The organism is Micromonospora sp. C95 (assembly GCF_018070465.1).
In the GTDB taxonomy this organism is placed as follows: Bacteria; Actinomycetota; Actinomycetes; order Mycobacteriales; family Micromonosporaceae; genus Micromonospora.
This window is the reverse complement of sequence record NZ_JAGPXT010000001.1, coordinates 531741-545146: the sequence shown is the minus strand read 5'-3', so window position 1 is coordinate 545146 and position 13406 is coordinate 531741. Positions and strand designations below refer to the sequence as shown.

Sequence of the window (13406 nt, the reverse complement as noted above, 5' to 3'; positions counted from 1 at the left end):
GCTCGGGTGCCAGATGGCGACCGGTCAGCGAGCCCGGGGTGTCAGGCTAACAAGTAGTGACGGCGCGACCGGCAGGGGTCGCGTCGGCAACAGCAGGAGGCGCTACCCGTGTACGACGTGGTGCTGCTCACCCTCGGCTCCGAGCGGGACGCTCCGGGAGCCGGGTGTGGCAGCGGCGGAGCCTGCTGTGGTGGCGGCACCGACGCCGCCAAGGAGCGCGAGGAACGCTGCGAGACGCCGCGCGTACCGGTGCTGACCTGCTCCGATGAGTTGACTGCCCGGGGTGCCCGGGTCGAGACCGTGACCGCCCGGTCGGACGCGGAGATCGACGAGGTGCTGGCCCGGCTGGACGGGCCGCCACGCCCCGACGGGCTCACCTGGCCGGACACCGACGCCAAGACCCGGCTCGTGGTGGCCGTGGCCGGTGACGCACAGTTGCGCGCCGTGCTCCGCCGCATGGTCCGGCGGTACGCGCCGCCGCCCAGTCGCCGCCCGACCGACCTGGCCGGCAACCGGACCGTGCCGGACCTGCCACCGGTCGGCGTACTGCCGCTCGATCCGGCTCGCAGCACGACGCACCGCGACCTGGCCGCGCAGCTCGGGCTGGCCCGCGACCCGGCGGTGGTGGCCGCCGCGGTGCTGGACGGCTCGCCCCGCCGGCTCGACCTGCTGCGCCATGACGGTGGCTCGGTGACGCTGGACGGCGCGCTGCTCGGTGCCGCCGGTGCGGACGGCACCCCGCTGCCCTGGCGCGGTCGGGTGGAGGTGGACGACGCCGTGCTGTCGAACGGCGACGAACCGTTGCTCGCCTGCGCGATCGGCAACGCGGGCGGCTACGCCCGGCTCGACGACGTGACGCTGCTGGCCGGGCCCGACCCGGCCGACGGCCTGGTCGAGGTGGCGGTGGCCGTACCGGTGGTCGCCCGGTCACGGTTCGGTCGCCGCCGGGTACGCCTGGAGGTCCGGCGGGCTCGGGGCCGGGCCGCCTCTGTGCTGCCTCGGGACGAGGCGGCGCTGCCGTACCTGGACGACGGTGTGACGGGGCAGCTGACGCGCAAGCGGTCCTGGTGGACCGAGCCGGGTGCCTGGGCGGTCTGGACAACCTGACCCGAGCCGGCCGGCGCACCGGAGGCCGGGGTCGGTCACTGGGCCTATCCTCGTCAGGAGGAATGGGGAGGACACCGTGGTGGACGACAACGCCGACCGGGTGCACGTGCCCGGCCAGCATGGCATGCCGGAACGGGACATCGAACCACTCTGGCCGCCGGAGCAGATCGACGGCTTCGGCGCGCCGACGTGGGGCGCCCCGCCGCCGGTGCCGCCCACCGTGCCACCTCCGCCCGGACGGCCGACGCACGCACCCGGTGCACCTCCGTCGCCTGCGGACTACCCGTCGTTGACGAACGGTGCGCCGAACGCCACCGGCTGGGAGCCGGCGCCGCAACCCGGGCCCGGCCAGGTCGACCTGGACCTGCCCTTCACCCTGGACCGGCCCACCGCCGTCGCACCCACCCGTGACGGTGGACCGACCGACTCGGCTGCCCAAGATCCGTCGGACGACACGGTGACAGGTGCCGACGATGATGCGGCTCCGCCGGTGGGCCTACCGCAGACCGAGCCGGTGGCCCGACCGCAGGCGGAGTCGCCGTGGGCACATCCACCGCAGCGGTCCGGATCCGATCCGGTCGCGTCCGCCGAGACCTCGGCCGGTGCGCCCCGCCCCACCTGGGCCGGGCCGGCCCAACCGCTACCACCGATTCCGCAGCCGCTGCCGCCCCAGCAACCCGGCCCGTACCCGTTCGTCGCGCCGCCGACGCCGCAGCACGGCAGCGCCCCAGTGCCGCAGCCCGGCAGCGCCCCAGTGCCGCAGCCCGGCAGCGCCCCAGTGCCGCAGCCCGGCAGCGCCCCGGTGCCGCAGCCCGGCGCCCCCCTGCCGCCCGTGTCATCCGATGCCGGTGTGCCGCCCGAATCACCACCCGCCGCCCCGCAACCGGCGGACGCCGGACCCGACGCGCCGCCGCGACCCGAGCCGCCCGCCCCGCCGTCGTACGCGCCGGCGCCCCCCGGTCCGTTCCCGCCGCAGCCGGCCTGGAATCCGGCGCCGTGGCAGCACGGCGCGCCGCCGATGGTGCCGCCGGCACCGCAGCAGCCCTATCCGCAGACGAACACCGCGCCACCGGTGCCGTCGGCCTATCCGGAGCCGGCCTGGCACCCGGAGGCCGGCACTGCGCCCACCGCCGAGGAATTCGCCCGCCGCCGGCAGGTACGCCCCGCCGACCCGGTCGCGACGACCGGGCTCCGCGCCGTGGTCAACAAGACGGGCCTGGTGAAGCTCCCGCCGGGGCGGCACGAGCTGGAACGCAAGCGGGACATCGAGATGGTGCGCCGTAACTTCGGTGGGCTGCGGCAGGTCACCGTGGTCAACCCGAAGGGCGGCGCCGGCAAGACCGTCGCCATTCTGCTGCTCGCGATGACCTTCGGCCAGAATCGCGGTGGTTACGTGCTGGCCTGGGACAACAACGAGACCCAGGGCACCCTCGGCATGCGAGCCCAGCAGGACTTCCACTCGCGTACGGTGCGAGACCTGCTCCGGGATCTCGGCCAGTTCCACGGCGCCCAGGGGCGGGTCGGTGACCTGTCCCAGTACGTCCGCTCGCAGGGCGAGGGGATGTTCGACGTGCTCGCCTCCGACGAGTCGGCCACCGGCGGCGAGATGCTCACCGCCGCCGCCTTCGGCGAGATCCGCGAGGTGGTCAGCCGGTTCTACAAGTTGATCTTCGTGGACACCGGGAACAACGTCCGGGCGCAGAACTGGCAGGCCGCCATGGACGCCACCGACCAGCTGGTGGTCACCATGTCCGCCCGGAACGACTCGGCGGAGACCGCTGCCCGGATGCTCGACCACCTGGAACAGAGCGGACGACACCGGCTGGTCCGGCAGGCGGTCACGGTGGTCTCCATGCCACCGTCCCGCAAGGAGATCGACCTGCCGGCGATCCAGGAACACTTCGCCGCGCGTACCCGGGCGGTGCTGCTGGCCCCGTACGAGCGGCTCATCGACACCGGCGAGCCGCTGCGCTACGCACACCTGTCGACGGCCACCCGGGACGCCTGGCTCAAGATCGCCGCTTCGGTGGCCGAGGGCCTGTAGCGGCCACCGTTGCGCGCCGCCGGCCCGGGCGTACCCGGGGCCGGCGGTGGCACGCCGACGGGTCGGAGCCGGTGCGGGTGTTCCGGCCCGGCACGTGTCAGTTGCTAGCCAGCGCGTCGGCGGCGGCCGGGTCGCAGTCGCGGAGGAACTGGGCACAGCGGGCCGCCTCGTCCGCCTCGGCGATCGCGTCCGCCGCCCGGGACAGCACGTAGAGGCAGCGCAGGAAGCCACGGTTGGGCTCGTGCGACCACGGCACCGGCCCGTGCCCCTTCCACCCGCTGCGTCGCAGCTGGTCCAGTCCCCGGTGGTAGCCGGTACGGGCGTAGGCGTACGCCGGCACGACCTGACCCTGCGCGAACGCCCGGGCGGCGAGCGCCGCCCACGCGGCGCTGTGCGTCGGGTACCGGGCCGCCACCTCGGCGAAGGCTTCGTCGCTGCCGGTCTGCTCGGCTGCGGCAAGCGCGGAGTCGGCCTCGACGTGCGCGGGCAGGAGCGTGGCGGGCGGCTCAGGTAGGAGGTTCTGCATCGCCCCATTCAACCCGCTTCGCACGGCGGCCCGCGAGGGGGTCCGGCGAGCCGGTCGGCTGAACGGCCGAGAGGTCGGTCACGCCTGCGGCCCATGCCGTCGGCGGGTCGCATCCACTACAACTATGGATCCGGAGCCTCCCCAGGAACCGGGTACGCGGGAGCCCGGCCAGGCCGTCGGGCTCCCGTCTCATGACCGGGTCGTGCCGAGGGCCACGTCCACGGCGTTGTGCCGGCCCGGCAGGATGACCCGATGCCGACTCCACCTCCCGCGGACGTGATCGAGCCGCACACCTGGACCGACGAGATCCAGACCCGGGCGGAGTTCGACCGGCGGCTGGCCACCGGCAGCCTGGTCGGGCTCACCGTGCAGGGCCTCCGACTGGACCTGGCGCCCCCCGACCTCACCGGAATCGAGGTGGCCGGGACGCTCTTCGTCGGCTGCCGTTTCGCCTCCCGGCAGGTCGGTGCCGACCTGGTCCAGCGGGGCGCCAACGTGGTCCCGCCGTTCTCCGGGCTGCCGTACCCGACCCAGCCGTCCCACCTCTACACCCCGGAGGAACTTGCCGCCGGCTTCACCGAGGGCGGCTTCGCGGCGATGTACGACACCCGGGTGTACGCGCACTTCCGTGCGCACGGTGGCGCGCTACCCGATGTCCGGGAGGCGCTCGGCCAGCGGCTGCACGACCACGGGGTGGACAACGCGCTCGCCGACGCCACCCGAGCCTGGCTGGCCACGCACGGGCCGCAGTCGGTGGTCGGGGTGATGGGCGGGCACGCGGTCCGCCGGGGCAGTCAGCCGTACCGGATGGCCGCGGTGCTCGGCCGGGAACTCGCGCGGGCGCACCGGCTGGTGGTCACCGGTGGCGGGCCGGGGGTGATGGAGGCCGCGAACCTGGGTGCGTACCTCTCGACCCGGCCGGCGGAGGACCTCAGCGCGGCCATCGACCTGCTCGCCGCCGCGCCGGACTACACCGATCACGACCGCTACACGGCGGCGGCGCTGCGGGTACGGGAACTCTTCGGCCGGTCGGTGACGCCGCCGGCGAACGGCACCGAGCCGGTGACCGCCTACCGGGCCGACTCGGCCGCGCTGACCACCGGTGACCTGGACTGGGCGGGCTGCGGCGGACTCGCCGTGCCGACCTGGCTGTACGGGCACGAACCGGCGAACCTGTTCGCGGGCCGGATCGCCAAGTACTTCTCCAATGCCATCCGGGAGGACACCATCCTGCGACTGGCCCGGGGCGGCATCGTCTTCGCCCCCGGGCGGGCGGGAACCGTGCAGGAGGTGTTCCAGGCGGCCACCAAGACCTACTACGGCACCGACGGCGCCAGCGGCGCGTACGTCTTCCTGGACCGCGCGTACTGGACGACGGAGCTGCCGGTGGAGTCGCTGCTGCGCCCGCTGCTGGCCGCCTCCCCCTTCGGCGACCTCTCGAACACCGTGCACCTGACCGACGACGTCCACGAGGCCGCCCGCCTGCTGACCCGATGAGCACGGCGGCCGGCCCCGCGAGCGGGGCCGGCCGCCGTGGCGGACGTCAGCTCGTCACTTGGTCATCGTGGTGCCGGTGGAGCGCAGGTGCTCGCAGGCCTCCGCCACTCGGGTGGCCATGCCCGCCTCGGCGGCCTTGCCCCACACCCGCGGGTCGTACATCTTCTTGTTGCCGACCTCGCCGTCGACCTTGAGCACCCCGTCGTAGTTGCGGAGCATGTGGTCCGCCGCCGGACGGGTGAAGGCGTACTGGGTGTCGGTGTCGATGTTCATCTTCACCACGCCGTAGTCCAGCGCCTCGCGGATCTCCGAGAGCAGCGAGCCGGAACCACCGTGGAAGACCAGGCTCAGTGGCTTGTCCTTGCCGTACTTGGCGCCGACCGCCTCCTGGATCTGGTTGAGGATCTCCGGGCGGAGCTTGACGTTGCCCGGCTTGTAGACGCCGTGCACGTTGCCGAAGGTCAGCGCCGCCATGTAACGGCCCTTCTCGCCCAGGCCGAGCGCCTCGACCATGGCCAGGCCGTCCTCGACGGTGGTGTAGAGCTTGTCGTTGATGGCGTTCTCGACGCCGTCCTCCTCGCCACCGACGACGCCGACCTCGATCTCCAGGACGATCTTGCCCTTGGCCGCCTCGTCGAGCAGCTGGGCCGCGATCTCCAGGTTCTCCCCCACCGGCACGGCCGAGCCGTCCCACATGTGCGACTGGTACAGCGGCTCCTGGCCGGCCTTCACCCGCTCCTTGGAGATGGCCATCAGCGGCCGGACGAACTTGTCCAGCTTGTCCTTCGGGCAGTGGTCGGTGTGCAGGGCGATGTTTACCGGGTACTTCTTGGCCACCTCGTGCGCGTACGCGGCGAACGCCACCGCACCGGTGACCATGTCCTTGACCGAGGGGCCGGAGAGGTATTCCGCGCCACCGGTGGAGACCTGGATGATGCCGTCGCTCTCCGCGTCGGCGAAGCCCTTGAGCGCCGCGTTCAGCGTCTGCGAGGACGTCACGTTGATTGCCGGGTACGCGTACCGGCCGGCCTTGGCGCGGTCCAGCATCTCGGCGTAAGCCTCGGGGGAAGCGATGGGCATGTCGAACGCTCCTTACTTGCCGCTGTCGGCCGTGCGGCCGCCTGTCCTACCTTGGGGGCCGGCCGTGCGGCCGCCTGTCCTACCGTGCTGCGCCGGACCGCGCTGTCCTCCGCGGGCAGTATCCCGTAGCGGCGGCCGACCGGCACAACCGGGCCGGTTCACCGCCGGTCCGCTGGATCCGGTACCGCCACGCTGATCAGCCAGGTGACCACCGCCATCACGATGGCTCCCCAGAAAGCCGCCCAGAAGCCGTCCACCTGGAACGGCAGGTCGAGCGCCCGGGCGATCCGGTCGGTCAGCAGGAACAGCAGGGCGTTGACCACCAGGGCGAACAGGCCGAGGGTCAGCAGGTAGAAGACACAACCCACGACCCTGATGACCGGCTTGAGTACCGCGTTGACCAGACCGAAGATCAGTGCCACGACGAGCAGGGTGAACACCGTGTGGTAACCGGTGCGCCCGGTCACCTCGACCCCGGGCACGATCAGCGTGGTGATCCACAGTGCGATGGCGGTCGCCGCCAGTCGGATGAGGAAGCCCACGGCAACCATCCTGGCACCGGCGACTGCCGCCGGTGGGTCGATTCGGCCGACTCGACCGGCGCGACGGCGTACCCTCGACGGCTCGGCGGCCGGCGGTTCCCAGCACTGCGCTGGCACAACCCGTACGGTGGGTGGGTGACCGTCCGCCGACATCCCGGAGGCATCGAATGGGCCAGCCCGACGAGGACTTCGCCCCCGGCGACCACCTGAGCCCGGAGGAGCGCGACCTGGAGGCCGAGCCGGCCGACGCCGTCGAGCAGGCCGCCGTGGTCGACCCGAGCCAGGTCGACGTCGAGCCGCACCGTGGCCTGGAGGTCGACGACTGGGACGCCATGGAGCAGGCCCGCGTGGTCGGCGCCGACGAGGACGACTACCGCTGAAAGCCGGCACCGCCGCCGCAAGCCGGAGCCCACCGGGTTTGCGGGGCAGCCCCACCCGCGCAGGGATCAAGCCTGACCGCCCGGAGCGGGTGGGGCCGCCCCGCAAACCCCACCGCAACCACCGAAAAACAGGACGGCACAAGATCGAGAGAGCTGACACCATGGGCGGGTGCTGCTCACCCTCACCACGACGCACCAGCCGGCGACGGACCTCGGTCACCTGCTGATCAAGCATCCCGACCGGGTGCACGCCTTCGACGTGCCCGTCGGCACCGCGCACGTCTTCTACCCGGAGGCCGACGAGCGGCGCTGCACCGCCGCACTCCTGCTCGACGTCGACCCGCTGAAACTGACCGCCAGCCGGGGCCGAGGCCGGAAGTCGACCACGACGCCGGAAAGTTTCACTCTCGGGCGGTACGTCAACGACCGGCCGTACGCGGCGTCCAGCCTGCTCGCCTCGGCGCTGTCGAAGGTGTACCGCTCGGCGCTACGAGGTGCTTCGAAGGAACGCCCGGAACTGGCCGCCCGAGGCATCCCGCTGGAGGTACGGGTGCCGGTGCTGCGCTGCCGTGGTGGGGCCGAGGTCGCGGAGCGGCTGTTCGGTCCGCTCGGCTGGGCGGTCACCGCCACCGCCATCCCGCTTGACGAACTGCACCCACAGTGGGGCGACAGCCGCTACGTGGACCTGACCCTCACCGGCACGCTGCGGGTCGCGGACGCGCTCAACCACCTGTACGTGCTGCTACCCGTGCTGGACGACGCGAAGCACTACTGGGTGGCCCCGGACGAGGTGGACAAGCTGCTGCGGGCCGGCGCGGGTTGGCTGGCCGACCACCCCGAGCGCGGGCTGATCATCCGCCGCTACCTGGCGCACCGGCGGGCGTTGGCGGGGCAGGCACTGGAACGGCTGGACGCCAAGCGACCCACCGACGAGCCGACCGCCGACGACGGGGTGTCGGACGCCATACCGACCGAGCCGGCGCCCCGGGCGTCGCTTGCCGCGCTCCGCCGCCAGGCGGTGCACGCCGCTCTTGTCGACGCGGGCGCCCACCGGGTGCTGGACCTGGGCTGCGGCGGGGGTGCGCTGCTGGCCACGCTGATCGGTGACCGCCGGTTCACCGAGATCGTCGGCACCGACGTCTCCATCCAGGCCCTCACCCTGGCCGCGCGGCGGCTGCGACTGGACCGGCTCCCGGAACGACAGCGTGACCGCGTCACGCTCCGGCAGTCCGCGTTGACCTACCGCGACGAGCAGCTGTGCGGGTACGACGCGGCGGTGCTGATGGAGGTCGTCGAGCACGTCGACCCGCCCCGGCTGTCGGCGCTTGAGGATGCCGTCTTCGGCTACGCCCGGCCGACGGCGGTCGTGGTGACCACGCCGAACGTGGAGCACAACGTGCGCTTCGAGGGCTTGCCGGCGGGCGCGTTCCGGCATGCCGACCACCGGTTCGAGTGGACCCGCGCCGAGTTTGCCGACTGGGTACGGCGAGTGGGCGCCACGTACGGCTACTCGGCCGTGGTGCACGGTGTCGGGCCGGACGATCCGGAGGTCGGCGCACCCACCCAGATGGCCGTGTTCACCCGTGCGGAGGCAGCCCGATGAGCGTGCTCGACATTCCCGAGCTGGCCCTGGTGGCACTTGTCGGGATCTCCGGCTCCGGCAAGTCGACATTCGCCGGCCGGCACTTCGCGCCCAGCCAGGTCCTCTCCTCCGACGCCTTCCGGGCGATGGTCGCCGACGACGAGAACGACCAGTCGGCTTCGGCGGAGGCCTTCGACGCGCTGCACTACGTGGCGGGCAAGCGGCTGCGCGCGGGCCGGCTCACCGTGGTCGACGCGACGAATCTCCAGCCACACGCCCGAGCCGCCCTGGTCCGGGTGGCCCGCGAACACGACGTGCTGCCGGTGGCGATCGTGCTGGACGTGCCGGAGGCGCTGGCCTGGGAGCGTACCGAGGCCCGGTTCGACCGCACCTTCGGCCGGCAGGTGCTCGCCCGAATGTCCCGGGACCTGCGGCGCAGCTACGGCCAGCTGGCGCGGGAGGGCTTCCGCAAGGTGCACGTGCTGCGCGGCGTCGATGAGATCGAGGCCGCCGAGATCCGCTACGAGCGGCTGTTCAACGACCGGCGCGAGCTGACCGGGCCGTTCGACATCGTCGGTGACGTGCACGGCTGCCGGGTCGAGCTTGAGGCGCTGTTGACCCGGTTGGGCTGGCGGCTGGAGCGTGACGACGCCGGCCGGGCGGTGGACGCGACGCATCCGTCGGGGCGTACCGCCGTGTTCGTCGGTGACCTGGTGGACCGCGGCCCGGACTCGCCCGGGGTGCTCCGCCTGGTGATGGGCATGGTCGCCGCCGGGCACGCGCTCTGCGTGCCCGGCAACCACGAGCAGAAGCTGCTGCGCAAGCTGCGCGGCCGCAACGTCAAGGTGGCCCACGGTCTGGCCGAGACGTTGGCGCAGCTGGACGCGGAGCCGGCGGAGTTCACCGCCGAGGTGGCCGCCTTCATCGACGGTTTGGTCAGCCACTACGTGCTCGACGGCGGTCGGCTTGTCGTCGCGCACGCCGGGCTGAAGCAGGAGTACCAGGGCCGGGCGTCCGGGCGGGTGCGCGCGTTCGCGCTGTACGGCGAAACCACCGGCGAGACCGACGAGTACGGCCTGCCGGTGCGCTACCCGTGGGCCCGGGAGTACCGCGGCTCGGCCACCGTCGTCTACGGCCACACCCCCACCCCCGAGCCGGAGTGGGTCAACGACACCATCTGCATCGACACCGGCTGCGTCTTCGGCGGTCGGCTGACCGCGCTGCGCTACCCGGAGCGGGAACTGGTCGCGGTGCCGGCGGAGCGCGAGTGGTACGCCCCGGTCCGGCCGCTGACCGCCGCACCGGCCCGGCCCGACGAGGTGCTGGAGTTGACCGACGTGACCGGTCGGCGGCACGTGGAGCACGCGTACGGCTCGCTGACCGTGCCGGCGGAGAATGCCGCCGCCGCGTTGGAGGTGATGACCCGCTTCGCGGTCGACCCGCGCCGGCTGGTGTGGCTGCCGCCGACCATGGCGCCCTGCTCGACGTCGCAGTTGGACGGCTACCTGGAGCATCCGGCGGAGGCTTTCGCCGACTACCGGTCGGTCGGCGTGGACCGGGTCGTCTGCGAGGAGAAGCACATGGGCTCCCGGGCCGTGGTGCTGGTCTGCCGGGAGCCGGACGGTGGCCCGTTCGGTCCTGGCGGCGGCGTCGTGCACAGCCGCACGGGTCGGCCGTTCTTCGGTGAACCGCTGGACACCGCGCTGCTGGACCGGGTACGCGCGGCGGTGACCGGTGCCGGGCTCTGGGACGAGTTGGCGACCGACTGGCTGCTGCTCGACTGCGAGCTGCTGCCGTGGTCGGCCAAGGCTTCCAGCCTGATTCGCGAGCAGTACGCGGGGGTCGGCGCGGCTGGCCGGGCCGGGCTGCCGGTGGCGGTGGCAACGCTGGACGCCGCGATCGGGCGCGGACTGGACGTGGCCGAGCTACGGAACCGGATGGCCCGCCGCCGCGACGACGTGTCGGCCTACACGGCGGCGTACCGTGCGTACGTGGGGCCGACCGACGGGTTGCGCGGGGTACGGCTCGCGCCGTTCGCGGTGCTCGCCGGCGCGAAGGGCAGTTACCACGACCGCGATCACGGCTGGCACCTGGCGTTGGCCGACCGGCTCTGCGCGGCCGATCCGGAGTTCTGCACGCCGACCCGCCGTCGGGTTGTCGAACTGTCCGACGACGACTCGGTGCGGGAGGCGACCGACTGGTGGCTGGCGTTGACGGGCTCCGGCGGCGAGGGCATGGTCGTCAAGCCGTACGCGGGCCCGGCCGCCCGCAGCGAGCGGGGCTCACTGCTCCAGCCGGGCATCAAGTGCCGGGGTCGGGAGTATCTACGGATCATCTACGGTCCCGAGTACACCGAGCCCGAGCAGCTGGCCGTGCTGCGGCGTCGGTCGTTGGGCCGCAAGCGGGGCCTGGCGCTGCGCGAGCACGCGCTCGGCCTGGCCGCCCTGGACGCCCTGGTCGACGGTGCCCCGTTGTGGCGTCGCCACGAGTTGGTCTTCGCCATCCTGGCCTGCGAATCGGAGCCGGTCGACCCACGGTTGTGACCTGGCCGGGCGGGCGTCCGAGCCCCCGGTAGCCTGATTGACCGTGGCGGACGCCACACGGGCCAGTGGTCGAGCGATTCACGGAACGGAATCTTCATGGCATTTGGCGAACGGGTAGGCCATGTCCTGCGCGGCGCGGCCATCGGTGTGGCCGAGGCCGTGCCAGGGGTCAGCGGCGGGACGATCGCGCTGGTGACCGGCGTCTACGAGCGGGTCATCGCGTCCGCCGGGCATCTGGTGAACACGGTGCGGTACGCGGTGACCGACGTCCCGCGCGGGCGCGGCTGGACGCGGGCGGGGCACCAGCTACGGCAGGTGCACTGGGAGGTGGTGATCCCGCTGCTGATCGGCATGCTGCCCGGCCTGCTGATCGCGGCGAAGCTGCTCGAACCGCTGCTGGCCGACCATCCGGAGCAGACCCGAGGGCTCTTCCTCGGGCTGGTCCTCGCCTCGGTGCTGGTGCCGATCTCGATGGTCGGCAAGCCGTGGCGGGGGGCGGAGGTGGTCGCGCTGATCGTCGCCGGGGTGGCGGCGTTCGTACTGACCGGACTACCGCAGGCCACCATCGAGCCGCATCCGCTTGTCGTGCTGGTCGCGGCGGCGGTCGCGGTCTGCGCCCTGGTGCTGCCCGGGGTTTCCGGGTCGTTCCTGCTGCTCACCATCGGCCTGTACGAGCCGACGATCAGCGCCGTCAACGACCGTGACTTCGGCTACCTGGCGATCTTCGCAACGGGCATGGTCATCGGCTTGGCGCTCTTCGTCAAGCTGCTCCAGTGGCTGCTTGAGCAGCACCGCCGGATGACCTTGGCGGTGATGGCCGGCGTCATCCTGGGCAGCCTGCGCGCGCTGTGGCCATGGCAGTCCGAGGACCGGGCCCTGCACGCGCCGGGCGACCACGTGCCGTCCATTGTGGCGCTGTTCCTAATCGGCGTCGCCGTGGTCGCGGCAATGATCGTCGCCGAGCGTCGCCGGCTGCGCCGGGCCGCCCGGGATCTCACCGAGGAGACCTACGAGACGCCGCACGTCCGCTGAAACCACCGCTTGGTGGCTGCCCGGCTGGGCCGCCACCAAGCGGTTCCGGTTCAGCGAGCCTTCTTGGTGGCTCGCTTACGCGGCGGGGTCAGCAGGTCGGCGATCGTGGCGATCGCACTCGGGACCAACCGGTAGTAGGCCCACACACCGCGCTTCTCCCGCTCCAGCAAGCCGGCCTCGGTGAGGATGCGGAGGTGGTGGCTGACCGTCGGCTGGGAGAGGCCGAGCGGCGCGGTGAGGTCACACACGCACGCTTCGCCCTCGGGTGCCGACTGGATCAGGCTGAGCAGCCGCAGCCGAGCGGGGTCGGCAAGGGCCTTGAGGACCCCCGCCAGCCGCTCGGCGTCGGCGCGTTCGATCGGCTCACCGGCAAGCGGCGAGATCTGAGGCATAGTCATTTCGGCCAACGCAGTTCCCACGTATTCCATCCTTCCACCAGCAGCATCGATCCGCCTGCATATCAGCAGGTCCGAATCGGCAGACTTTTACGCCACAAGGCCGAGGTCAGCCAACGTATAGGCCGCCCGATAGGGCAATCCGGCGGCTCGCACCGCGTCGCCGGCACCACGATCAACGATTACCGCCACCCCCACGACCTCGGCCCCGGCCTCGCGCAGGGCCTCGACGGCGGTCAACACACTGCCCCCGGTGGTGGAGGTGTCCTCCACCGCCAGCACCCGACGGCCGGCGACGTCGGGCCCCTCGATTCGACGTTGCAGCCCGTGCGCCTTGCCCGCCTTGCGGACCACGAACCCGTCCAACGGACGCCCGGCAGCGTGCAGCATCGCGAAGGCGATCGGGTCGGCGCCCAGGGTCAGACCGCCCACCGCCTCGTACGACCAGTCGGCGGTCAGCTCTCGCATCACCCGCCCCACCAACGGTGCCGCCTGGTGATGCAGCGTGACGCGACGCAGATCGACATACCAGTCGGCCTCCCGCCCGGAGGAGAGCACTACCCGGCCATGGACCACAGCCAGGTCGGAAATGAATTTACGCAGGTCGTCGTGGTCCCCCATGGCGATAGAGCGTACTGCGCAAGTCTGTGTGCCGCGTGTGCGGGCCACGTCGGTCAA

At 72.4% G+C, this 13406-nt stretch carries 12 protein-coding genes; 7 read left to right on the top strand and 5 right to left on the bottom strand.

The features are described 5' to 3' along the window. Positions 1–108 precede the first annotated feature (108 nt). Complete coding sequence (locus KBX00_RS02500; protein WP_210822719.1) at positions 109–1107, top strand: hypothetical protein; 999 nt, start codon at positions 109–111, stop codon at positions 1105–1107. Positions 1108–1183: 76 nt separating this feature from the next. Beyond that, positions 1184–3151, top strand: a complete 1968-nt coding sequence (locus KBX00_RS02495; RefSeq protein WP_210822717.1) for a chromosome partitioning protein — start codon at positions 1184–1186, stop codon at positions 3149–3151. 97 nt (positions 3152–3248) lie between these two features. Here the strand turns inward: KBX00_RS02495 and KBX00_RS02490 are convergent, their stop codons facing one another. Next, positions 3249–3677, bottom strand: a complete 429-nt coding sequence (locus KBX00_RS02490; RefSeq protein WP_210822715.1) for a DUF3151 domain-containing protein — start codon at positions 3675–3677, stop codon at positions 3249–3251. Between the two features lie 252 nt (positions 3678–3929). On the opposite strand from KBX00_RS02490, the gene KBX00_RS02485 reads away from it, so the two are divergent. Beyond that, complete coding sequence (locus KBX00_RS02485; protein WP_210822713.1) at positions 3930–5174, top strand: LOG family protein; 1245 nt, start codon at positions 3930–3932, stop codon at positions 5172–5174. Between the two features lie 54 nt (positions 5175–5228). On the opposite strand, the gene fbaA is transcribed toward KBX00_RS02485, so the two are convergent. After that, the gene (gene fbaA / locus KBX00_RS02480; RefSeq protein ID WP_210822711.1) at positions 5229–6254 is read right to left on the bottom strand and encodes a class II fructose-bisphosphate aldolase; all 1026 of its coding nucleotides are present in this window, start codon (positions 6252–6254) and stop codon (positions 5229–5231) included. A 158-nt stretch (positions 6255–6412) separates the two neighbouring features. Further along, entirely contained in the window at positions 6413–6805 is a 393-nt protein-coding gene (locus KBX00_RS02475; protein WP_210822709.1) for a phage holin family protein, read from the bottom strand. Between the two features lie 158 nt (positions 6806–6963). On the opposite strand from KBX00_RS02475, the gene KBX00_RS02470 reads away from it, so the two are divergent. The 4 genes from KBX00_RS02470 (at position 6964) to KBX00_RS02455 (ending at position 12333) form a co-directional block, all read left to right on the top strand. Then, the gene (locus KBX00_RS02470) at positions 6964–7176 is read left to right on the top strand and encodes a hypothetical protein (RefSeq protein ID WP_093403775.1); all 213 of its coding nucleotides are present in this window, start codon (positions 6964–6966) and stop codon (positions 7174–7176) included. Between the two features lie 169 nt (positions 7177–7345). Further along, a complete protein-coding gene (locus KBX00_RS02465) occupies positions 7346–8779 on the top strand; it encodes a 3' terminal RNA ribose 2'-O-methyltransferase Hen1 (RefSeq protein ID WP_210822707.1) in 1434 nt (477 codons plus the stop codon). Further along, on the top strand, positions 8776–11301 hold the full coding sequence (locus tag KBX00_RS02460; protein ID WP_210822705.1) for a polynucleotide kinase-phosphatase: 2526 nt from the start codon (positions 8776–8778) through the stop codon (positions 11299–11301). The genes KBX00_RS02465 and KBX00_RS02460 overlap by 4 nt, the downstream gene beginning before the upstream one ends. A gap of 96 nt (positions 11302–11397) precedes the next feature. Further along, positions 11398–12333: a DUF368 domain-containing protein gene (locus KBX00_RS02455; RefSeq protein WP_210822703.1), complete on the top strand. Its 936-nt coding sequence runs from the start codon at positions 11398–11400 to the stop codon at positions 12331–12333. A gap of 50 nt (positions 12334–12383) precedes the next feature. On the opposite strand, the gene KBX00_RS02450 is transcribed toward KBX00_RS02455, so the two are convergent. Continuing rightward, entirely contained in the window at positions 12384–12761 is a 378-nt protein-coding gene (locus KBX00_RS02450; RefSeq protein WP_007454255.1) for a helix-turn-helix transcriptional regulator, read from the bottom strand. 57 nt (positions 12762–12818) lie between these two features. After that, a complete protein-coding gene (locus KBX00_RS02445; RefSeq protein WP_210822701.1) occupies positions 12819–13349 on the bottom strand; it encodes an orotate phosphoribosyltransferase in 531 nt (176 codons plus the stop codon). Positions 13350–13406: the final 57 nt, after the last annotated feature.